Origin of the sequence: Aeribacillus sp. FSL K6-1305, from assembly GCF_038050115.1 — a bacterium.
Classification (GTDB): Bacteria; Bacillota; Bacilli; order Bacillales; family Aeribacillaceae; genus Aeribacillus; species Aeribacillus composti.
On sequence record NZ_JBBOQV010000002.1, the window covers coordinates 640,476 to 662,500 of the forward strand.

The window sequence follows — 22,025 nt, forward strand, 5'->3', positions numbered from 1 at the left end:
AAAAACTCTTCACGAAAAAGTGTGAAGAGTTATTTTGGAATTTTGATCGTTAATTGTATATAGTTTTCAAATTCTTCTTCTTTTGAATCTATTTTAACTCCTGTTTCAGCCACCATGGTCAAAGATTTCCGAATCGTATTCAAAGCAATTCTCGTATCTCTGCTGAAAGCTTTTCTTTTCGGTTTTTGCTTTTCTTCTTTTTGGTCTAACATTTTAACTACGCGATCTTCTGTTTGTTTAACATTTAACTGTTTTTCAATAATTTCGTTTAACAATTTAATTTGCAATTCATGATCTTTTAAAGGAATGAGTGCTCGCGCATGACGTTCCGTAATGGATTTGTTTAACAATGCCTCTTGAACTTCTTTTGGGAGCTTCAGCAGACGTAGTTTATTGGCAATCGTCGATTGTCCTTTTCCAAGCCTTTGAGCTAGCGCTTCTTGAGTCAGCTGATGGAGTTCAATTAATTTTGCATAAGCAACTGCTTCTTCAATGGCTGATAATTCTTCCCGCTGCAAGTTTTCAATTAAGGCGATTGAAGCGGTTTCTTTATCATTATAATTTTTTACTATAGCCGGAATTTCCATCCATCCAAGTTTTTTGACAGCTCTCCATCTTCTTTCCCCGGCAATAATTTCATACCGTTCATCCGTTTTTCTGACAACAATCGGCTGTATAATGCCATGAGTTCGGATTGTTTGCGCCAATTCATCAATTTTATCTTCAGAAAAAACAGTTCTCGGCTGAAATGGATTAGGGACGATCTCATCAACAGGAATATGCAAAATTTCTTCTTTTACATCTTTTTCTTCTTCAAAGTCCGTCACATCTTTTTCCCCAAAGCCAAATAATCGAGAAAAAGGATGCTTCATATGCTGACACCACCTTTAGAAACTACCAGCATTTATTAAATTTCTCGTTTTCTAGACAAATTTCCTGCTAAAAATGACAAACAAAAAATATTATTTTCGAACAAGTTACTCAATAGGCATTTTATTTGGTGTGCCGGGCTTCCTAGGATACTTTTTCGGAGTAGCACGATGTTTATGAATCACAATGATATTGCGCTGACTTTTTTCAATGGGCAATTGAAAGGAATGAATCGTCTGGACTTGTCCGCCAAATAATGAGATCGCTTTATTTGCCCCTTTTAATTCTTCTTTTACCGATTGAGCCTTCAATGCCAAAAAATCACCATTTACTTTCACGAGCGGGATACAAAGTTCACTTAGTACGGATAATCGTGCTACAGCCCTAGCTGTCACGATATCAAAAGATTCCCGAAATATTTTCTTTTGACCGAACGTTTCCGCACGATCGTGGTATAAAAAGACATTTTCCAAATTTAGTTGAGCAGTTAAATGCTCTAAAAACGTAATTCGTTTTTTCAAAGAGTCAACGATTGTCAACTGCAAATGAGGAAAGCAAATTTTCAGCGGAATGCCGGGAAAACCAGCACCCGCTCCAACATCGCAAACGGAAAGAGGTCTGTTAAAATCATAAAAAAAAGCAGCCGAAATAGAATCATAAAAATGTTTGATATACACTTCTGTCCGATCCGTTATGGACGTCAAATTCACTTTTTCATTCCATTCCGTTAGGAGCTTAAAATATGCTTCAAATTGTTCCAATGCTTGTGAGGAAAGTGAAATCCCTCTTTCCTCCAGCAACGTTTGAAACTGAATACTGTCCATCGCTCTATCCTTTCGTCTCCATTGTAATAAATCTCTTTATTCATTAGACACGCGGGCGATACGGCCTTGTTCCAAATAAACAAGTAAAATAGAAATATCCGCCGGATTGACGCCTGATATGCGTGAAGCCTGTGCAACTGATATCGGCCGAACCTGTTTTAATTTTTGCCGCGCTTCTGTTGCAAGTCCATTGATAGCGTCATAATCAATGTCTTCTGGTATTTTTTTGTTTTCCATGCGTTTTAATTTCTCTACTTGCTGCAACGATTTTTCAATATATCCTTCATATTTGATTTGAATTTCTACCTGCTCCTCCACTTCTTTAGGCAAAGCTTCACTTTCGGTAAGCATTTTTATATGTTCATAATTTATTTCTGGACGCTTCAAAAGGTCTGAGGCACGGATGCCGTCTTTTAACGGACTTCCTCCGACTTCTTCAATCAATTTTTGAGTCTGTTCATTCGGCTTGATAATGATGGAACGGAGGCGTTTTTTCTCATTTTCTATCGCTTCTTTTTTGGCCAAAAACTTTTCATACCGCTCTTTTTTAATCAAACCGATTTTGTATCCGAGTTCTGTCAAACGCAAATCCGCATTGTCATGGCGAAGGAGAAGACGGTATTCGGCTCTTGATGTTAAAAGACGGTATGGTTCGTTCGTTCCTTTCGTCACCAAATCGTCTATTAATACACCGATGTAAGCATCAGAACGGCTGAGAATGATCTCTTCTTTATTCAACGCTCTTCTAGCGGCATTAATACCGGCCATAATCCCTTGACCAGCTGCTTCTTCATATCCTGAAGTTCCGTTAATTTGTCCTGCCGTATATAAATTTTTCACTTTTTTCGTTTCTAGCGTCGGCCATAGCTGTGTTGGTACGATCGCATCATATTCAATGGCATATCCAGCTCTCATGATTTGTGCATTTTCAAGCCCCGGAATGGTAGATATCATACGGCGCTGTACATCTTCCGGCAGGCTTGTAGAAAGCCCTTGAACATAGACTTCTTCCGTATTACGGCCCTCAGGCTCCAAAAAGATTTGGTGGCGCGGTTTATCATGGAAACGGACAATTTTATCTTCAATAGACGGACAATAACGAGGTCCTGTCCCTTTGATCATACCAGAATACATGGGAGATCTGTGCAAATTTTCGTCAATGATTTTATGAGTTTCACTGCTTGTATACGTCAGCCAACAAGGAAGCTGATCGGTAATATATTTTGTTGTTTCGTAGGAGAATGCACGCGGCTCCTCGTCTCCAGGTTGAATTTCTGTTTTGCTGTAATCAATGGTTTTACTGTTGACTCTTGGAGGTGTCCCTGTTTTAAAACGAACAAGTTCGAATCCAAGCTTTTCTAAATGCTCTGACAGCTTAATGGACGGCTGTTGATTGTTTGGTCCGCTTGAATAAGAAAGGTCTCCGATAATGATTCTTCCACGCAAAAACGTCCCTGTTGTTAAAACAACTGTTTTCGAACGGTATTCGGCTCCTGTCTGCGTCACGATCCCTTTGCATATACCGTCTTCTACAATTAATTCTTCGACCATTCCTTGAAGCAATGTTAAATTTTCTTCCTGCTCCAGCGTCTTTTTCATTTCCCTTTGATATAAAACTTTATCGGCTTGTGCCCGAAGTGCACGAACAGCAGGTCCTTTTCCTGTATTTAACATTCTCATTTGAATATATGTTTTATCAATGTTTTTTCCCATTTCTCCGCCAAGCGCGTCAATCTCACGGACGACAATTCCTTTTGCCGGCCCGCCGATTGAAGGATTACATGGCATAAAAGCTACCATATCCAAATTAATGGTCACTACTAAAGTTTTAGCACCAAGCCTTGCAGCCGCAAGACCCGCCTCACAGCCCGCATGACCTGCGCCAACCACGATTACATCATATTCACCGGCTTGATATCGCATCAAATTCACACCCTTTCCTATTTACCTAAGCAAAATTGCGAAAACAACTGATCAATTAAGCCTTCATGTACACTGTCGCCAATGATTTCGCCGAGGAGTTCCCACGTTCTTGTTAAGTCGATTTGAACAATATCGATTGGGACGCCTTGTTCTATTCCCTCTATAGCCTCTTCAACAGCTTTTTTGGCCTGAGATAACAACGCAATATGGCGTGTATTGGAAACATAAGTTAAATCATCTGCTTGAAGATCCCCTTTAAAAAACAAAGAACTGATCTGTTTTTCCAATTCATCGATCCCTCTATCTTCCTTTAAGGAAGTGGTCACAATTGGATGTCCATTGGCTAGCTTCTGCACTTCATCCATATCGATTTTCTTCGGCAAATCAGTTTTATTGACAATGACAATAAAATCCGTTCCCTTCACGGCTTCAAACAATTTTTTATCTTCTTCCGAGAGCTCTTCGTTATAGTTTAGCACAAATAAAATTAAATCAGCTTCTTTCAATACCTGTCGGGATCGCTCCACACCGATTTTTTCTACAATGTCTTCCGTCTCACGAATTCCAGCCGTGTCGATAAGACGGAGAGGAACACCTCTCACATTGACATATTCTTCTATTACATCCCTTGTCGTTCCTGGTATATCAGTTACAATCGCTTTATTTTCATGAACGAGTCCATTGAGCAAAGAAGATTTGCCAACGTTTGGCCGCCCAATTATAACGGTTGATAAGCCTTCCCTCAATATTTTCCCTTGGTTAGAAGTTGAAAGCAGTTTTTCAATTTCGTCTCGCACGTACGAAGCTTTTTCAATTAACATATTATGTGTCATTTCTTCGACATCATCATATTCGGGGTAATCGATGTTGACTTCAACATGTGCGAGCGTTTCAAGAATTTCCTGACGCAGCCGTTTGATGCGCTTTGAAAGACGGCCTTCCATTTGCCCAAGAGCAACATTCATTGCTTTATCGGTTTTAGCCCGAATCAAATCAATCACAGCTTCCGCTTGAGACAAATCAATTCTTCCATTTAAAAATGCTCTCTTCGTAAATTCTCCTGGTTCCGCCAAACGAGCGCCGTGCTTAAGAACTAGCTGCAAAACGCGGTTAACTGTTACGAGACCTCCATGGCAATTGATCTCAACAACATCTTCTCTTGTAAATGTTTTAGGCGCCCGCATGACAGAAACCATCACTTCTTCAACCATTTCTTGCGTATCGGGATCAATTATTTTTCCATAATGAATCGTATGGGTTGGAACATCTTTTAATTGTTTCTTTGCAGGGCTTTGAAAAATGCGATCCGCAATGTCCACCGACTCATCGCCGCTTAAGCGGACAATCGCAATGGCTCCCTCTCCCATCGGGGTGGAAATTGCTGCTATTGTATCAAATTCCATTGTCTCACCTCGCTTTTTGTTGCGATCTATCATAAACCAATCCGGCAGTTGTTTTCATTCACCAAAGTTTAAAAATACCATATAGTCTAGAAAAAAGAAAAGCACAATGTTTATCCACAAAAAAAATTATCTAATTTATTATTTTAACTTATCCACATGTTCATAACAATATTTCGCTACTTTTCACTTATTCACAATACCGTAACGTTTAAGAAACAAGCCAGATAATCTTCCATGGGGTTAGATCTGCATGTCTCGTAATTCAAAATAATGAAAAACGAAATGATTTGATAACTGGAGAAACAGCTTAAAAAACTGCCTTGAAAAATCAAAGAGGTACCAAAAAAGTTGAAGAGTCTTTAATAGAGGTTGACAGAAACCGAAAATTTCTTTTTAAAGGCATCAATTTGGAGGCTAATCGAGTAGGAGGGAGCGATTAACTCCCGTCCTCTCACACCACCGTACGTACGGTTCCGTATACGGCGGTTCAATTAAGATAATTGACGCAAGTTTTCATAACTTCCGTGAATAGCTGTTCTCTTTATGCCAGTGGTCACTCCACCCTCCAAGAGGTCTCCCACGGGATTCACCGCTTCCTCCCTCAAGTGAGGTACTACGTTTTCTGTGTTCATCATGACTCACTGAATGCCAAGGGCTATTCTCTCTTAATTGTTCGGTCCTTCTTAGTTGTTCTAGACCAACTAATACTATGACCTCTGCTGACTTCTGACGGTTCAGCTACTTATCACTAAGTAGGTTATGAAGCGTACTTCACATATCCACCAGACCTCCCCGGGTAAGTACATGCACTTTCACACCATCTATCCGCCTCATTTACTCGATATGACCTTCGACAGAAAGAGCTTTGTTTTGTTTTGCAAACTCACTCAATCATACCTAGCCTTATATGAGGTTCGTGTTCCTCGGACCGGTGTTTTGCCTCCAGCTTCCTTCAGATTCCGCGTCACCACGGACACCCTTGCTCTTGGCTAACCTCTACTTCTGTCTTCGGGGTTCGGGACTTACACCCTATAGTTCATATACATGCCGGGCGCACAAAAAAATGATGAATTGGCTTTCCAATTCATCAAAAAACTTATTTTGGTGCGATGACGACATATCGATTGGGCTCTGTTCCGACTGAATACGTTTGAACCCTTTCATCTTCCATTAACGTTGAATGAATGATTTTTCTTTCAAAAGAAGGCATGGGCTCCAAAGAAAATTCCTTATTTGTTTTTACAACTTTATCTGCCAATTTTACCGCCAATTGAGTCAAAGTCTCTCGGCGCTTTTCACGATAATTTTCAGCATCCAAAATAATGGGTACGTAATCGGTTGACGTTTTATTCGCTACAAGCTGTGTCAAATATTGCAAGGAATTTAACGTTTGTCCTCTTTTCCCAATTAGAATTGCCAAATTTTCCCCTTTAATATTAAAATACGCTGTTTTTTCTTCAAGTTTAATATCAATGGAAGCTGTAATTCCCATTTCTTTTATAACCTGCTCAAGGAAATTTTTCGCCTCGTCCAATGGATTAAGGTCCGTATTCTCGTTCCATTTTAACAAAGCATCCGTCAATTCGCTTGTTTCCTTTAATTTCACATGGACAATGGCAGGTTTTTGGCCAAATATCCCAAAAAGCCCTTTTTTTCCTTCATCGATAATTCGAATATCCACTTGTTCCTGCTCAACATTTAATTCTTTTAAGGCTTTCTTCACAGCATCCTCAACGGTCTGTCCAGTAGACGTTATTTCTCTCACTTTTGAGCTCCTCCTGCCTTTTCAGAAGCTTTGCGTATATCTGAACCTTTGATCACAAGAGTTTGGACAATCATAAAAATATTTCCGACTACCCAATAAAGTGATAAAGCTGCTGGGAACGACACCGCAAAAATGACAATCATAATCGGCATCATCCAAAGCATTGTTTGCATTTGCGGATTTATGTTTTCTGTTCCTGCCATCATTAATTTTTGCTGAACAAATGTCAAAATGCCTGCTAAAAGAGGTAGAATAAAATAAGGATCTCTCTCACCTAGATCGAACCATAAAAAGCTGTGTTCAGCAATTTCCCGGGTTCTCATAATGGCATGGTAAAATCCAATTAAAATTGGCATTTGAATTAATAGTGGTAAACAACCGGCAAGAGGATTAACACCATGCTTTTGAAATAAAGCCATTGTTTCTTGTTGAAGCTTTTGCTGTGTTTTTTGGTCTTTCGAACTGTATTTCTCACGCAGCTTTAAAATTTCCGGCTGAATTTCCTGCATGGCCTTTGAATTTTGAATTTGTTTGATCATTAACGGCAAAATCGCTAATCGAATTAAAATGGTTACGATGATAATGGATAAACCATAATCATTTCCAAATAGCTGCGCAAAATATGTAATTAACCAAGAAAGCGGATAAACAATGTACTGGTTCCAAAAACCTTCACTGTCTTTTGTAATCGGTTCATTTATTTCCGTACACCCGGACAAAACAGATGCTAGACCAAGAATAGCCAGCAATAATACTATTCGCTTCTTCAAAAAAACTTCCTCCTAACAAATTCTATATATCATAATTAAAAATAATCCGTTTCCATTCAAAAAGTATTTTACCATCTTTTTTGTAAAATTGCTTTTGATTTCTTAATGATTTTTTGTCTGATAAATGTTCATTTTTATAAAAAGATGAACAAGACTTTTTTTTACCTCATGATAATTCATTTGCGCAGACGGTTTCCTCGCAATAATAATATAATCCTTCCCTTTAGCGATATTGTCCTTCTCTTCTAAAAATACTTGACGAATCAAACGTTTTACTTTATTCCTCGTCACGGCATTGCCAATTTTTTTACTGACAGACAGCCCGATCCGAAAATCTTTTATATCCGGCTGATCAAGCATATAAATAACGAACTGTCTGTTCGCCATTGACTTTCCTTTTTGAAATACTTTTTGAAAGTCCTTATTTTTTTTTATCCGGTTCCTTTTTTTCATTCCATTCACTCCGACTCTCCGATTTACTCGAGAGATCAAGTAACTTCATTTTGTGTAAAAAAGACCACTGACTTTTTTTCAGTGGTCTACGCTGATAATACTTTTCTTCCTTTACGGCGTCTCCGAGCTAAAACCTTTCGACCGTTTTTTGTGCTCATCCGGCTGCGGAATCCGTGAACTTTGCTGCGTTTTCTTTTATTTGGTTGATATGTTCTTTTCATTCTATGACACCTCCCCGAGGATTAACTCTAAAAAGACAGTCTTTCTAATTATAGTAAAGGAATATCCTAATTGTCAACTAAGGTCCATTGTACTATCGGCAAACAACATTGTGGATATTTTTTTATAAAAAATACAGTTTTACAGCAATTATCGACATTTTTTTCACACATTTATCGACATGTGAATATTTTTTTCAACAGCATGTTGTCTTGTGGATAAACTTTCAAAACCCATTGCAACACATAGGTTATTTTGATATGATATTTGTGTTTTACCTCTGAATATCTTTCATTTATCATTATATTATCCACACATTGTGGATAAATTGTGGAAAGTTGTTAACGGCCCTGTGAAGGAAGTTTTCCACACTCTCTGAATTTTGTAGAAAAGTTATTTTTCTACTATATTAAATATTTTTGTGCAAACATATGTGGAATGCATATTTATTCATTGTTCATTTTTTACAGCCGATGTAAAGGAGGGTGACCCCAAAGAGCCATGGAGAACATAGAGGACTTGTGGAATCGGGTGCTTGCCGAAATTAAAAAAAAGGTCAGTAAACCGAGCTTTGATACCTGGCTAAAATCTACAAAAGCACACGCTTTACAAGGTGATTTGCTCATCATTACTGCTCCAAATGAATTTGCGAGAGATTGGTTGGAATCCAGATACCTGCATTTAATCGCGAACACAATATATGATTTAACAGGAGAAGAAATCGGTATAAAATTTATCATTCCGCAAAATTTGACAGACGATGAATTTATGCCTAAAGCCCCCATTAAAACATCGCCAAAAAAAGGGGAAGAGACAAATGAATTTCCCCAAAACTTGCTGAATCCAAAATATACTTTTGATACGTTTGTTATCGGCTCAGGAAATCGATTTGCCCATGCTGCATCCCTGGCTGTTGCGGAAGCGCCGGCAAAAGCATACAACCCGCTGTTTATTTATGGTGGCGTCGGTCTCGGAAAAACTCATTTAATGCATGCAATCGGCCATTATGTATTAGAACATAATCCTTCCGCAAGAGTCGTCTATTTGTCATCAGAAAAATTTACGAATGAATTTATTAACTCAATCCGTGACAATAAAGCCGATGAATTTCGCAATAAATACCGGAATGTTGATGTTCTATTGATAGATGATATTCAATTTCTTGCTGGAAAAGAACAAACACAAGAGGAATTTTTCCATACGTTCAACACACTACATGAGGAAAGCAAGCAAATAGTCATTTCGAGCGATAGGCCGCCAAAAGAGATTCCTACTCTTGAAGACCGACTGAGATCACGTTTTGAATGGGGGCTTATAACAGATATTACTCCTCCTGACCTCGAAACAAGAATTGCCATTTTAAGAAAAAAGGCGAAAGCTGACGGATTAGATATTCCAAACGAAGTCATGCTTTATATTGCCAATCAAATTGATACAAATATTCGTGAGCTAGAAGGTGCCCTTATACGCGTAGTAGCTTATTCTTCTCTCATCAATAAAGATATTAACGCGGATCTTGCGGCAGAAGCATTAAAAGACATTATACCGAGCTCCAAGCCAAAAATTATTACCATTCAAGAAATTCAACGTGTAGTTGGACAGCATTTTAATGTTAAATTGGAAGATTTCAAAGCAAAAAAGAGGACAAAATCTGTTGCATTTCCAAGACAGATTGCCATGTACTTATCAAGAGAATTAACCGACTCTTCCTTGCCGAAAATTGGAGAAGAATTTGGAGGAAGAGACCATACAACAGTCATTCATGCTCATGAAAAAATTTCAAAGTTATTAGAAGAAGACCCACAGCTGCAAAATCAAATAAATGAAATAAAAGAACAGTTAAAGCATTCCATTCATTATCATTAGTTGAGGACATTGTGAATAATTTTGACGTTGGCATGCACAGTTTATCCACATGTGGATAGACTGTGCTTCCTTTCATTAACATTGTTATCAACATATCCACAAGCCCTATTACTACTTATACTATATTTTTTAATTAAAAAATAATAATAATATAAAATGTATTTGTTTGATAGATGGCAGTGCAGCCTTAGAAGGAGGATTTACATGCAAGTTATTGTCCAAAAAAATAAGCTTGTTGAAAGCGTCCAAGATGTCATGAAGGCCGTCTCCTCTAGAACAACCATACCTATATTGACCGGAATAAAAATTGTCGCAACAGAAGAGGGCATTTCATTAACAGGCAGTGATTCAGACATTTCGATTGAGTCCTTTATACCTGCAGAAGAAAATGGAACGATTCAAGCGGAAATTATCGAGCCCGGAAGCATTGTTTTGCAAGCTCGTTTTTTTAGTGATATTGTGAGGAAGCTTCCGCAGGATAAAGTGGAAATGAAAGTGGAAAACCACTTTCTAACTATTATTCGATCAGGAAGTGCGGAATTTAATCTGCATGGTTTGGATGCAGAAGAATATCCAAGATTGCCGGAAATTGAGGAGCAAAACGTTTTTAAAATTCCATCAGATCTATTAAAAACCTTAATTCGACAAACAGTTTTTGCTGTTTCGGTTTCAGAAACAAGACCAATTTTAACCGGTGTAAACTGGCGTTTAGAAACTGGCGAATTAACATGTATTGCAACGGACAGCCATCGATTAGCTTTACGGAAAGCAAAAGTGGAAACCAATATTTCTGAAGCGCATAATGTCGTTATTCCGGGAAAAAGCTTAAATGAGCTGAATAAAATTCTTGATGAAAACGATGATCTTGTCGAAATTGTCATTACAGAAAATCAAGTTTTGTTTAAGACGAAAAACATATTATTCTTTTCACGTCTCTTAGACGGAAATTACCCTGATACGAGCAGACTTATTCCAATGGAAAGTAAAACGGATATTGTTCTTGACGCAAAAGATTTTTTACAAGCTATAGACCGCGCATCTCTTCTTGCAAGAGAAGGACGCAATAACGTCGTCAAGTTGACAACATTTCCTAACGGGAAGGTTGAAATCTTGTCAAATTCACCGGAAATTGGGAAGGTTGTCGAAGAAATTCATGCCAAAGATGTTCAGGGAGAAGATTTAAAAATTTCCTTTAGTGCAAAATATATGATAGATGCATTAAAAGCAGTGGAAGGATCAGAAATTCACATCAGCTTTACAGGGGCGATGAGGCCGTTTTTAATTCGTGTTCCCGAAGATGAAACAGTTTTGCAGCTGATTCTTCCTGTTCGAACATATTAAACAGCTGTCGTCGGATTCTTCACGATAAATTCCACTATTTTATAGTGCTGGAAATAAAAAGAAAGCTACTAGTAATCAAAAAAGCTAGTAGCTTTCTTTTCGAATTGGGAAATATTTAGTAAAATAAAAAGTTAGAGACTATTTTGAGAAAGCGGATGAAAATCAGATGAAGCGTATTGTTCAAATTAAAGGTGAATATATTACACTCGGACAATTTTTAAAATTGGCGGATGTCATCCAAACTGGCGGAATGGCAAAATGGTTTCTCCAGGAGCATGAAGTGCTCGTAAATTCTGAGAGGGAAGAGCGCCGGGGGAGAAAACTGAGAGACGGAGACATAGTAGAAGTAAAAGAGACTGGAACCTTTATTGTAAAAAACTGAAGTTGGTGACCTTCATTGTATTTAAAAGAATTCAGTTTAAAGAACTACCGTAATTATGAGTCCCTTCATATACAATTTGAAAACAAAGTCAATGTGATAATTGGAGAAAATGCCCAAGGGAAAACAAATATGATGGAGGGCATCTATGTTTTGGCGATGGCGAAATCCCATCGAACCAGCAATGATAAAGAGCTCATTCAATGGGAGAAGGAATATGCTAAAATAGAAGGGAGAATAGAAAAACAAAATCGTTTTTCTACGGTTGAATTAATTATTTCCAACAAAGGGAAAAAAGCTAAATTAAATTATTTAGAACAAAAAAAATTAAGCGAGTATGTCGGTCACGTCAATGTGATTATGTTTGCTCCGGAAGATTTGAATTTAGTAAAAGGAAGTCCGCAAATTCGCAGGCGTTTTATCAATATGGAAATTGGACAAGTTTCTCCCGTTTATTTGCACCAACTGAACAAATATCAAAAAATCATTCAGCAGAGAAATCATTATTTAAAGCTCCTCCAGACGAGAAAGCAAACGGATGAAAAAATGTTGGATGTGCTTACACTTCAGCTGTGTGAAACAGCAAGCAGCATCATTAAAAAAAGATATTTGTTTGTTAAGCAGCTTGAAAAATGGGCACAACCGATTCATTCCAGCATTTCTAGGGGAATGGAGGAATTAAGAATTCAGTATAAGCCTTCTGTTGATGTATCAGAAGAAGCAGACTTGTCGAAAATAGTAGAAGTATACTATGACAGGTTTGCTAAAATAAGAGAAAAGGAAATAGAACGTGGAACGACGTTAGCCGGTCCCCACAGAGATGACCTTATTTTTTATGTGAACGGCCGGGATGTTCAAACATTTGGATCGCAAGGCCAGCAGCGCACAACAGCTCTTTCGCTGAAATTGGCCGAAATAGATTTGATCCATGAAGAGATTGGCGATTATCCTGTATTATTGTTGGACGATGTTTTATCAGAATTAGATGATTTTAGGCAATCTCATTTATTAAATGCCATTCAAGGGAAAGTGCAAACATTTGTGACAACAACAAGCGTAGATGGAATTGATCACAAAACCTTGAAGGAAGCGGCTATCTATCGTGTATCTTCCGGACAATTAATATAAATTATTTTTTTTTGAAACAGATCATGATGCTATTAAGAATTTTAACATCTGCAGCTTGTTTTTTACTCATGCATAGATCGTGTCATTACTTTGAAAAAAGCGGATCAATCTATTTAGATTTTTTTGTGGAAAAAAGATTTTTTATCTATTCAATCGATTTTATGTTTATAAAAGTGTAGGTGATCATTGTGGCGATGGAACAAAATCATGAGGAACAAACAACATATGATGAAAACCAGATTCAAGTGCTGGAAGGGTTGGAAGCTGTTCGAAAAAGACCTGGAATGTATATTGGATCTACCAGTTCCAAAGGTCTTCATCATCTCGTTTGGGAAATTGTCGATAATAGTATAGATGAGGCTTTAGCGGGTTTTTGTACAGAAATAAATGTGACGATCGAACAAGACAATAGTATAACAGTAAAAGATAACGGGCGAGGAATACCCGTCGGAATACATGAGAAAATGGGAAGACCAGCCGTTGAAGTCATCATGACTGTCCTTCATGCAGGAGGAAAATTCGGAGGCGGAGGCTATAAAGTTTCCGGTGGACTCCACGGTGTAGGAGCTTCAGTTGTGAATGCACTGTCAACTGAACTGGAGGTTTTTGTTCATCGCGATGGAAATATTTACTACCAGAAATATCGCCGAGGTGTGCCTTGTGAAGATTTGAAAATTGTTGGAAAAACTGAAACGACGGGAACCATTGTGCATTTCAAGCCTGATCCTGAAATTTTTAAAGAAACAACCGAATATGATTATGATACGTTGGCGTCGCGGTTGCGAGAACTTGCTTTTTTAAACCGTGGAATCAAGATTACATTAGAAGATAAGCGGGACGAAAAAGGACGGCAAAATTCATATTACTATGAGGGCGGTATCATCTCCTATGTAAAGCATCTCAACCGTACAAAAGAGGTTCTTCATGAAGAACCGATTTATATTGAAGGAGATAAAGATGGAATAAAAATAGAAATCGCTCTTCAATACAATGATGGATATACAAGTAATATTTACTCTTTTGCTAATAATATTCACACATATGAGGGTGGCACTCACGAATCCGGCTTTAAAACTGCCTTAACTCGAGTTATTAATGATTACGCTAGAAAAACAGGAGCTATTAAAGAAAACGATCAAAATTTATCAGGAGAAGATGTTCGTGAGGGGTTAACCGCGATCATTTCTGTCAAACATCCTAATCCCCAATTTGAGGGACAAACGAAAACAAAGCTTGGAAATTCCGAAGTAAGAACAATTACGGATTCCATTTTCTCGGAAATGTTTGAAACGTTTCTTTTCGAACATCCGCAAACAGCCAAAAAAATTGTGGAAAAAGGTTTGATGGCGGCAAGAGCCCGTTTAGCTGCCAAAAAAGCAAGGGAATTAACGAGAAGAAAAAGCGCATTAGATGTTTCGAATTTGCCTGGAAAATTAGCAGATTGTTCGTCAAAAGATCCATCCATCTCAGAATTGTTTGTTGTTGAGGGTGATTCTGCCGGCGGTTCTGCTAAGCAGGGCCGGGACAGACATTTCCAAGCTATTTTGCCGTTGAGAGGAAAAATTTTAAATGTTGAGAAAGCACGTCTTGACAAAATATTATCCAACAATGAAGTGCGTGCCATAATCACAGCCATTGGAACAGGGATTGGCGAAGATTTCGATGTTTCGAAAGCGAGATACCATAAAGTTGTGATTATGACGGATGCCGATGTGGACGGAGCGCATATTCGTACACTGCTGCTTACCTTTTTCTATCGGTACATGAGAGGAATTATCGAAAAAGGATATGTTTATATTGCGCAGCCTCCTTTATATAGAATTCAACAAGGGAAAAGGGTTGAATATGCGTACAATGATCGGCAGCTCGATAAAATTTTGTCCAATCTTCCAAGCCAACCGAAGCCAAGCATTCAACGCTACAAAGGACTTGGAGAAATGAATGCTGAGCAGCTTTGGGAAACAACAATGAATCCATCAACTAGAACGCTGCTTCAAGTAACATTGCAGGATGCGATTGATGCGGATGAAACGTTTGAAATTTTAATGGGAGACAAAGTGGAGCCTCGCCGCCAGTTTATTGAAGAAAACGCCCGTTATGTAAAAAATTTGGATATTTAATCGATTTGTTCACCCCATTCTCATTTTGTTTTTCTCCATAAAGTGAGGTTTGGGAATTGATTTTTACGGAGGTAATAAAAAATGGCTGAAAACAAAGAATCGCAAATACAGGAAGTCAATATAAGCCAAGAAATGCGTTCATCCTTCCTTGATTATGCGATGAGCGTCATCGTGTCGCGCGCCTTGCCTGATGTCCGTGACGGACTTAAGCCTGTTCACCGGAGAATTCTTTATGCCATGCATGACCTTGGCATGACTCCGGATAAACCGCATAAAAAATCTGCAAGGATTGTAGGAGATGTGATCGGTAAGTACCATCCACACGGAGATTCAGCTGTTTACGAGACGATGGTGAGAATGGCCCAGGATTTTAACTATCGCTATATGCTGGTGGATGGCCACGGAAACTTTGGATCCGTTGATGGAGATGCCGCAGCTGCGATGCGTTATACAGAGGCGAGAATGTCAAAAATTTCAATGGAGCTTTTGCGAGATATTAATAAAGACACCATTGATTATCAAGATAATTATGACGGATCTGAAAAGGAGCCTGTCGTTCTCCCTTCCCGTTTCCCTCACTTGCTCGTAAATGGCGCATCCGGAATTGCAGTAGGAATGGCGACCAACATTCCTCCTCATCAAATCGGTGAAGTGATCGACGGTGTTCTGGCATTAAGTAAAAATCCAGACATCACAATTGCAGAACTAATGGAAATCATTCCTGGACCTGACTTCCCAACGGCAGGACAAATAATGGGGAAAAGCGGCATTCGAAAAGCTTATGAGACCGGACGAGGATCAATCACGATCCGGGCGAAAGTTGAAATTGAAGAAAGAGAAAACGGAAAACAGGCAATTATAGTGACTGAGATTCCGTACCAAGTGAATAAAGCAAAACTCATTGAAAAAATCGCAGAGCTTGTCCGTGAGAAAAAAATTGACGGGATCTCCGATTTAAGAGATGAATCTGATAGAAAAGGTATGCGCATTGTCATCGAAGTTAGGAGAGATGCAAATGTCAACGTACTTTTGAATAATTTATATAAGCAGACGGCATTGCAAACAAGCTTTGGAATTAATATGCTTGCTTTAGTAGACGGAGAACCGAAAGTATTAAATTTAAAACAAATTTTAGAGCATTATTTAGATCATCAAAAAGTCGTTATTAGAAGACGTACTGCTTTTGAATTAAGAAAGGCTGAAGCGCGAGCGCATATTTTGGAAGGGTTAAGAATTGCATTAGATCATATCGATGAAGTGATTAACCTGATTCGAAGCTCCAAAACAACAGATATTGCCCGCGAAGGATTAATGGAAAAATTCAGCTTAACGGAAAAGCAGGCACAGGCAATCTTGGATATGCGGCTCCAGCGTCTGACAGGCCTTGAACGAGAAAAAATAGAAGAGGAATATAATGAGCTGGTAAAGCTAATTGAAGAGTTAAAAGGTATATTAGCCAGCGAAGAAAAGGTTTTAGACATTATTCGCGAGGAATTGGAAGAAATAAAAGAGCGTTTTAATGATGAGCGCCGTACAGAAATAATTGCAACTGGTTTAGAAGCTTTTGAAGACGAAGATTTGATTCCAAAAGAGAATATTGTCATTACGCTTACCCATAAAGGCTATATTAAGCGTCTCCCTGTTTCTACTTACCGCAGCCAAAAGCGTGGCGGAAGAGGAATTCAAGGAATGGGAACTAATGCTGACGACTTTGTTGAGCATCTTTTAACAACTTGTACACACGATACTATTTTATTTTTTACAAATAAAGGAAAAGTTTATCGAGCAAAAGGATATGAAATCCCTGAATATGGACGAACAGCTAAAGGGCTTCCGATCATTAATTTATTGGAAATAGACCAAGATGAATGGATCAATGCCATCATCCCTGTTCCAGGATTTGTTGATGATTGGTTTTTATTTTTTGCGACAAAAGAAGGAATATGTAAACGATCACCGCTTTCTCAATTTTCCAATATACGTAACAGCGGTTTAATTGCGCTGCACTTACGCGAAGGGGACGAGCTTATCTCCGTACATTTGACAGATGGTACAAAAGATATTGTAATTGGAACAAAAAATGGAATGTTAATTCGTTTTCATGAACAAGATGTCCGGTCAATGGGCCGCACAGCTACGGGCGTAAAGGGAATTACGTTGGAAAAAAATGATGAAGTTGTCGGCATGGAAGTGCTGGACCCAGGTGTCGATGTATTAGTCGTAACTGAAAATGGGTACGGAAAACGTACGCACGAAAGCGAGTACCGAATCCAAACCCGGGGCGGCAAAGGTTTAAAAACATGCAACATTACCCCTAAAAATGGATCGGTAGTTTCTGTAAAAGCTGTTCGCGGTGACGAAGATTTAATGATCATTACTGGGAACGGCGTTCTGATTCGCATGGATGTCAATGATATTTCTTCAATGGGACGTAATACAGTCGGTGTAAAGCTTATTAAACTTGATGAAAATGAACATGTTTCAACGGTTGCGCTCGTTGAAAAGGAAGAGCAAGAGGAACAACAGGAAGAAGAATAAAAAGTGCTCTTTTTTGAAGGGTGATATCTGCTGAAACATATTCTGCCATCGGAAGGAAAAAATACTAATTTTAGGTCTACCACAGCTTTCAAAGCTGTGGTATTGTTAATTTATGGAGATCAAACGAATATTTCCTGATCTATATTCTGTGAAAAAAAGGTATTTTTCATTTTGAGGTTTGTTTACGTTCCTAAATGAATGGGTGCTAATTGATTTTTATTTAAAGGAGGGGGGTTCATTTGCGGATTCATGTCAAAAAATTGAAGCCGGGATTTGTCTTAGCAGAAGATGTTTATTCTTTGTCACCAAAACCAATTGCGAAAAAAGGCACTGTTATTAATGAGGAACATATTGAATTTTTTCGTGCATTTTTAATTAAAGAAGTTCAAGTCCGGACTTCTACTACTACAGGAGTAAAAGAAGCGAAAGAAGATATTTCCACTGATCAACCTCAAAAAAATGAGGCTGACGTTCAAAAAACGGAAAGTTCATCCAAAACTGCTTTTGAAGAAATTTTTGTACATTCAGTAGAACAGCTCCAAAAGTATTTTTTATCTTGGCAGTCGGGTGCTTCAGTAGATATTTATAAAATTAGAACATTACTCCTCCCAGTATTAAAAGCTGGGTTTGATCAACCAAGCAAAATAATGGAGACTTATACAACATGTGATGCAAAAAATTATATTTGCCATCATTCTGTTTCTGTCTCTTTATTAAGCGCTTTAATTGCAAAAAAAATGGGATTTTTAACTGGTGAAGTAAATCAAATTGCTCTTGCAGGTCTGTTAAGTGATTGTGGGATGGCAAAAATTACGCCGGCAATTTTAACAAAAAAAGAAGCGCTGACAGAAAAAGAGTTCCTCGAGGTTAGAGAACATCCTATTCACAGCTATAAATTATTAAAAGATTTACCAGCTTTAACAGAAGGTGCGAAAGTTGCAGTCTTGCAGCATCATGAACGATTTGATGGATCAGGTTATCCTTTAGGAATTAAAGGCGTTCAAATTCATCCTTTTGCCAAAATCATTTCGTTTGCAGACGCATATCAAGCAATGATTTCTCCTCGTCCATATCGCAATGGACAATCGCCTTTTCACGTATTGGATCAAATAGAAAAAGACCAATTTGGAAAATTTGATTTATCGGTTGTTCAAGCTTTCAAAAAAATATTTATAAAAGATATGGTAGGACGAACAGTAAAGCTTTCTAATGGAGCTTATGGGAAAATCGTTTTTATAAATGAAAAATTGGTTACAAAGCCGATGGTACAAGCAGAAGATTCCGATCAAATTATATCTTTGGAAAAGAGCAAGGATTTGTCGATTATAAAGGTTTTTTAGTTTTTTCGAAGATATAAAATAATGCTTGTCAAAAACGATTGAAACTGCTATAATCACTGAAGTCAGCAATTAAAATAAAAAAAGTGTTGACAACCATAAAGTATGATTTTATAATGTAAAAGTCGCTGTTTTTGATATATGATCTTTGAAAACTGAACAAAGCGAAAAGCGTGCCTGTTGATTCTGACAAGAGCATTTGGTGACAAACTTTTTTTGGAGAGTTTGATCCTGGCTCAGGACGAACGCTGGCGGCGTGCCTAATACATGCAAGTCGAGCGGACCGAAGGGAGCTTGCTCCTTTAGGTTAGCGGCGGACGGGTGAGTAACACGTGGGCAACCTGCCCTGCAGACTGGGATAACTTCGGGAAACCGGAGCTAATACCGGATAACACCGAAAACCGCATGGTTTTCGGTTGAAAGGCGGCTTTTAGCTGTCACTGCAGGATGGGCCCGCGGCGCATTAGCTAGTTGGTGAGGTAACGGCTCACCAAGGCGACGATGCGTAGCCGACCTGAGAGGGTGACCGGCCACACTGGGACTGAGACACGGCCCAGACTCCTACGGGAGGCAGCAGTAGGGAATCTTCCGCAATGGACGAAAGTCTGACGGAGCAACGCCGCGTGAGCGAAGAAGGTCTTCGGATCGTAAAGCTCTGTTGTCAGGGAAGAACAAGTACCGTTCGAACAGGGCGGTACCTTGACGGTACCTGACGAGGAAGCCACGGCTAACTACGTGCCAGCAGCCGCGGTAATACGTAGGTGGCAAGCGTTGTCCGGAATTATTGGGCGTAAAGCGCGCGCAGGCGGTTCCTTAAGTCTGATGTGAAATCTCGCGGCTCAACCGCGAGCGGCCATTGGAAACTGGGGAACTTGAGTGCAGGAGAGGGGAGCGGAATTCCACGTGTAGCGGTGAAATGCGTAGAGATGTGGAGGAACACCAGTGGCGAAGGCGGCTCTCTGGCCTGTAACTGACGCTGAGGCGCGAAAGCGTGGGGAGCGAACAGGATTAGATACCCTGGTAGTCCACGCCGTAAACGATGAGTGCTAAGTGTTAGAGGGTATCCACCCTTTAGTGCTGCAGCAAACGCATTAAGCACTCCGCCTGGGGAGTACGGCCGCAAGGCTGAAACTCAAAGGAATTGACGGGGACCCGCACAAGCGGTGGAGCATGTGGTTTAATTCGAAGCAACGCGAAGAACCTTACCAGGTCTTGACATCCCCTGACAACCCTAGAGATAGGGCGTTCCCCTTTCGGGGACAGGGTGACAGGTGGTGCATGGTTGTCGTCAGCTCGTGTCGTGAGATGTTGGGTTAAGTCCCGCAACGAGCGCAACCCTTGACCTTAGTTGCCAGCATTCAGTTGGGCACTCTAAGGTGACTGCCGGCTAAAAGTCGGAGGAAGGTGGGGATGACGTCAAATCATCATGCCCCTTATGACCTGGGCTACACACGTGCTACAATGGGTGGTACAAAGGGCAGCGAAACCGCGAGGTGGAGCGAATCCCAAAAAACCACTCTCAGTTCGGATTGCAGGCTGCAACTCGCCTGCATGAAGCCGGAATCGCTAGTAATCGCGGATCAGCATGCCGCGGTGAATACGTTCCCGGGTCTTGTACACACCGCCCGTCACACCACGAGAGTTTGTAACACCCGAAGTCGGTGGGGTAACCCTTACGGGAGCCAGCCGCCGAAGGTGGGACAAATGATTGGGGTGAAGTCGTAACAAGGTAGCCGTATCGGAAGGTGCGGCTGGATCACCTCCTTTCTAAGGATATATACATTGAAATAGGGTGCGCTTTTCCGTTTTGTTTAGTTTTGAAGGATCACATCCTTCCCCATTTGCTGGTGAATTCGCAAAGTTGATTTCCCAGCGAATAGAAGCTGAATAAAAAATACAGGATGGGCCTGTAGCTCAGCCGGTTAGAGCGCACGCCTGATAAGCGTGAGGTCGGTGGTTCAAGTCCACTCAGGCCCACCATAAATAAGACCATCCTGGGGCCTTAGCTCAGCTGGGAGAGCGCCTGCTTTGCACGCAGGAGGTCAGCGGTTCGATCCCGCTAGGCTCCACCATAAGTTTGATGAATATTGGAAGCATTGCTCCTATGCGAGAGCCCATTCGAAGGATCGGATGTTCGGCTCGAAGCAACTCAAGCAGCAAGGGAGCTCATTGAAAGAAAAAGCATTGTTCTTTGAAAACTGGATAACGGAAAGACATTCACGAATAGATCGCTCATGTTAGGAAGAAACGGTTAAGTTAGAAAGGGCGCACGGTGGATGCCTTGGCACTAGGAGCCGATGAAGGACGGGACAAACACCGAAATGCTTCGGGGAGCTGTAAGTAAGCGTCGATCCGGAGATGTCCGAATGGGGGAACCCACTGTCCGTAATGGGGCAGTATCCATACCTGAATCCATAGGGTATGGAGGGCAACCCGGGGAACTGAAACATCTAAGTACCCGGAGGAAGAGAAAGCAACAGCGATTCCCTGAGTAGCGGCGAGCGAAACGGGAACAGCCCAAACCAAGAGGCGTGCCTCTTGGGGTTGTAGGACACTCGATTAAGGAGTGACAAAGGAACGGGGTAGACGAAGAGGTCTGGAAAGGCCCGTCAGAGAAGGTAACAACCCTGTAGTCGAAACTCCGTTCCCTCCCGAGTGGATCCTGAGTACGGCGGGACACGTGAAATCCCGTCGGAAGCAGGGAGGACCATCTCCCAAGGCTAAATACTCCCTAGTGACCGATAGTGAACCAGTACCGTGAGGGAAAGGTGAAAAGCACCCCGGGAGGGGAGTGAAAGAGAACCTGAAACCGTGTGCCTACAAGTAGTCAGAGCCCATTAACGGGTGATGGCGTGCCTTTTGTAGAATGAACCGGCGAGTTGCGATTTCGTGCAAGGTTAAGCCGAAAGGCGGAGCCGCAGCGAAAGCGAGTCTGAAGAGGGCGAAATAGTACGAGGTCGCAGACCCGAAACCAGGTGATCTACCCATGTCCAGGGTGAAGGCAAGGTAACACTTGCTGGAGGCCCGAACCCACGCACGTTGAAAAGTGCGGGGATGAGGTGTGGGTAGGGGTGAAATGCCAATCGAAC

General features: G+C 40.3%; 15 protein-coding genes, 2 tRNA genes and 2 rRNA genes (1 of these 19 only partly in view). 11 read left to right on the top strand and 8 right to left on the bottom strand.

Translation table 11 applies throughout. The features are described 5' to 3' along the window. Positions 1 to 29: 29 nt before the first annotated feature. The 8 genes from noc to rpmH form a co-directional block, all read right to left on the bottom strand. Entirely contained in the window at positions 30 to 872 is an 843-nt protein-coding gene (noc, locus tag NST97_RS12855; RefSeq protein WP_063387754.1) for a nucleoid occlusion protein, read from the bottom strand. A gap of 105 nt (positions 873 to 977) precedes the next feature. Then, positions 978 to 1,694: a 16S rRNA (guanine(527)-N(7))-methyltransferase RsmG gene (gene rsmG / locus NST97_RS12860; RefSeq protein WP_063387753.1), complete on the bottom strand. Its 717-nt coding sequence runs from the start codon at positions 1,692 to 1,694 to the stop codon at positions 978 to 980. 36 nt (positions 1,695 to 1,730) lie between these two features. Beyond that, positions 1,731 to 3,617: a tRNA uridine-5-carboxymethylaminomethyl(34) synthesis enzyme MnmG gene (gene mnmG, locus NST97_RS12865; RefSeq protein WP_063387752.1), complete on the bottom strand. Its 1,887-nt coding sequence runs from the start codon at positions 3,615 to 3,617 to the stop codon at positions 1,731 to 1,733. A 17-nt stretch (positions 3,618 to 3,634) separates the two neighbouring features. Then, positions 3,635 to 5,020 (bottom strand): tRNA uridine-5-carboxymethylaminomethyl(34) synthesis GTPase MnmE, encoded by a 1,386-nt coding sequence (gene mnmE / locus NST97_RS12870; protein ID WP_341343333.1) that lies wholly within the window; start codon positions 5,018 to 5,020, stop codon positions 3,635 to 3,637. A 1,096-nt stretch (positions 5,021 to 6,116) separates the two neighbouring features. Next, entirely contained in the window at positions 6,117 to 6,785 is a 669-nt protein-coding gene (gene jag, locus NST97_RS12875; RefSeq protein ID WP_341343334.1) for an RNA-binding cell elongation regulator Jag/EloR, read from the bottom strand. Beyond that, positions 6,782 to 7,555, bottom strand: a complete 774-nt coding sequence (spoIIIJ, locus tag NST97_RS12880; protein WP_063387749.1) for a YidC family membrane integrase SpoIIIJ — start codon at positions 7,553 to 7,555, stop codon at positions 6,782 to 6,784. Before spoIIIJ ends, jag begins: the two co-directional genes overlap by 4 nt. Before the next feature lie 102 nt (positions 7,556 to 7,657). Then, complete coding sequence (gene rnpA / locus NST97_RS12885; RefSeq protein WP_063387748.1) at positions 7,658 to 8,008, bottom strand: ribonuclease P protein component; 351 nt, start codon at positions 8,006 to 8,008, stop codon at positions 7,658 to 7,660. 86 nt (positions 8,009 to 8,094) lie between these two features. Then, positions 8,095 to 8,229 carry a 50S ribosomal protein L34 gene (gene rpmH, locus NST97_RS12890; protein WP_063387747.1) on the bottom strand — a complete coding sequence of 45 codons (135 nt, stop codon included), beginning with the start codon at positions 8,227 to 8,229 and terminating at the stop codon, positions 8,095 to 8,097. A gap of 499 nt (positions 8,230 to 8,728) precedes the next feature. On the opposite strand from rpmH, the gene dnaA reads away from it, so the two are divergent. The 11 genes from dnaA to NST97_RS12945 all read left to right on the top strand — a co-directional run. Beyond that, positions 8,729 to 10,093: a chromosomal replication initiator protein DnaA gene (gene dnaA, locus NST97_RS12895; RefSeq protein WP_063387746.1), complete on the top strand. Its 1,365-nt coding sequence runs from the start codon at positions 8,729 to 8,731 to the stop codon at positions 10,091 to 10,093. 204 nt (positions 10,094 to 10,297) lie between these two features. After that, on the top strand, positions 10,298 to 11,434 hold the full coding sequence (gene dnaN, locus NST97_RS12900) for a DNA polymerase III subunit beta (protein WP_339198181.1): 1,137 nt from the start codon (positions 10,298 to 10,300) through the stop codon (positions 11,432 to 11,434). Between the two features lie 166 nt (positions 11,435 to 11,600). Beyond that, the gene (gene yaaA, locus NST97_RS12905; protein WP_339193722.1) at positions 11,601 to 11,816 is read left to right on the top strand and encodes a S4 domain-containing protein YaaA; all 216 of its coding nucleotides are present in this window, start codon (positions 11,601 to 11,603) and stop codon (positions 11,814 to 11,816) included. Positions 11,817 to 11,831: 15 nt separating this feature from the next. Further along, the gene (recF, locus tag NST97_RS12910; RefSeq protein WP_339198184.1) at positions 11,832 to 12,941 is read left to right on the top strand and encodes a DNA replication/repair protein RecF; all 1,110 of its coding nucleotides are present in this window, start codon (positions 11,832 to 11,834) and stop codon (positions 12,939 to 12,941) included. 194 nt (positions 12,942 to 13,135) lie between these two features. After that, entirely contained in the window at positions 13,136 to 15,061 is a 1,926-nt protein-coding gene (gene gyrB / locus NST97_RS12915) for a DNA topoisomerase (ATP-hydrolyzing) subunit B (protein ID WP_339193726.1), read from the top strand. An 81-nt stretch (positions 15,062 to 15,142) separates the two neighbouring features. Then, positions 15,143 to 17,599, top strand: a complete 2,457-nt coding sequence (gene gyrA, locus NST97_RS12920; protein ID WP_341343335.1) for a DNA gyrase subunit A — start codon at positions 15,143 to 15,145, stop codon at positions 17,597 to 17,599. A 239-nt stretch (positions 17,600 to 17,838) separates the two neighbouring features. Continuing rightward, entirely contained in the window at positions 17,839 to 18,939 is a 1,101-nt protein-coding gene (locus tag NST97_RS12925; protein ID WP_063387740.1) for an HD-GYP domain-containing protein, read from the top strand. Positions 18,940 to 19,149: 210 nt separating this feature from the next. Further along, positions 19,150 to 20,703 (top strand): 16S ribosomal RNA (locus NST97_RS12930). A gap of 136 nt (positions 20,704 to 20,839) precedes the next feature. Further along, positions 20,840 to 20,916: transfer RNA gene (locus tag NST97_RS12935), tRNA-Ile, on the top strand. A gap of 16 nt (positions 20,917 to 20,932) precedes the next feature. Continuing rightward, positions 20,933 to 21,008: transfer RNA gene (locus NST97_RS12940), tRNA-Ala, on the top strand. A gap of 177 nt (positions 21,009 to 21,185) precedes the next feature. After that, positions 21,186 to 22,025, top strand: a 23S ribosomal RNA gene (locus NST97_RS12945); it runs 2,092 nt beyond the window's last position. The 16S and 23S rRNA genes sit together here with 2 tRNA genes alongside, the layout of an rRNA operon.

Excerpts from the sequence above, each read along its gene's own strand:
- dnaN (WP_339198181.1), top strand. The coding sequence starts at position 10,298 with ATGCAAGTTATTGTCCAAAAAAATAAGCTTGTTGAAAGCGTCCAAGAT.
- rnpA (WP_063387748.1), bottom strand. The coding sequence starts at position 8,008 with ATGAAAAAAAGGAACCGGATAAAAAAAAATAAGGACTTTCAAAAAGTA.
- rsmG (WP_063387753.1), bottom strand. The coding sequence starts at position 1,694 with ATGGACAGTATTCAGTTTCAAACGTTGCTGGAGGAAAGAGGGATTTCA.
- dnaA (WP_063387746.1), top strand. The coding sequence starts at position 8,729 with ATGGAGAACATAGAGGACTTGTGGAATCGGGTGCTTGCCGAAATTAAA.
- mnmE (WP_341343333.1), bottom strand. The coding sequence starts at position 5,020 with ATGGAATTTGATACAATAGCAGCAATTTCCACCCCGATGGGAGAGGGA.
- mnmG (WP_063387752.1), bottom strand. The coding sequence starts at position 3,617 with ATGCGATATCAAGCCGGTGAATATGATGTAATCGTGGTTGGCGCAGGT.
- noc (WP_063387754.1), bottom strand. The coding sequence starts at position 872 with ATGAAGCATCCTTTTTCTCGATTATTTGGCTTTGGGGAAAAAGATGTG.
- rpmH (WP_063387747.1), bottom strand. The coding sequence starts at position 8,229 with ATGAAAAGAACATATCAACCAAATAAAAGAAAACGCAGCAAAGTTCAC.
- yaaA (WP_339193722.1), top strand. The coding sequence starts at position 11,601 with ATGAAGCGTATTGTTCAAATTAAAGGTGAATATATTACACTCGGACAA.
- gyrB (WP_339193726.1), top strand. The coding sequence starts at position 13,136 with ATGGAACAAAATCATGAGGAACAAACAACATATGATGAAAACCAGATT.
- gyrA (WP_341343335.1), top strand. The coding sequence starts at position 15,143 with ATGGCTGAAAACAAAGAATCGCAAATACAGGAAGTCAATATAAGCCAA.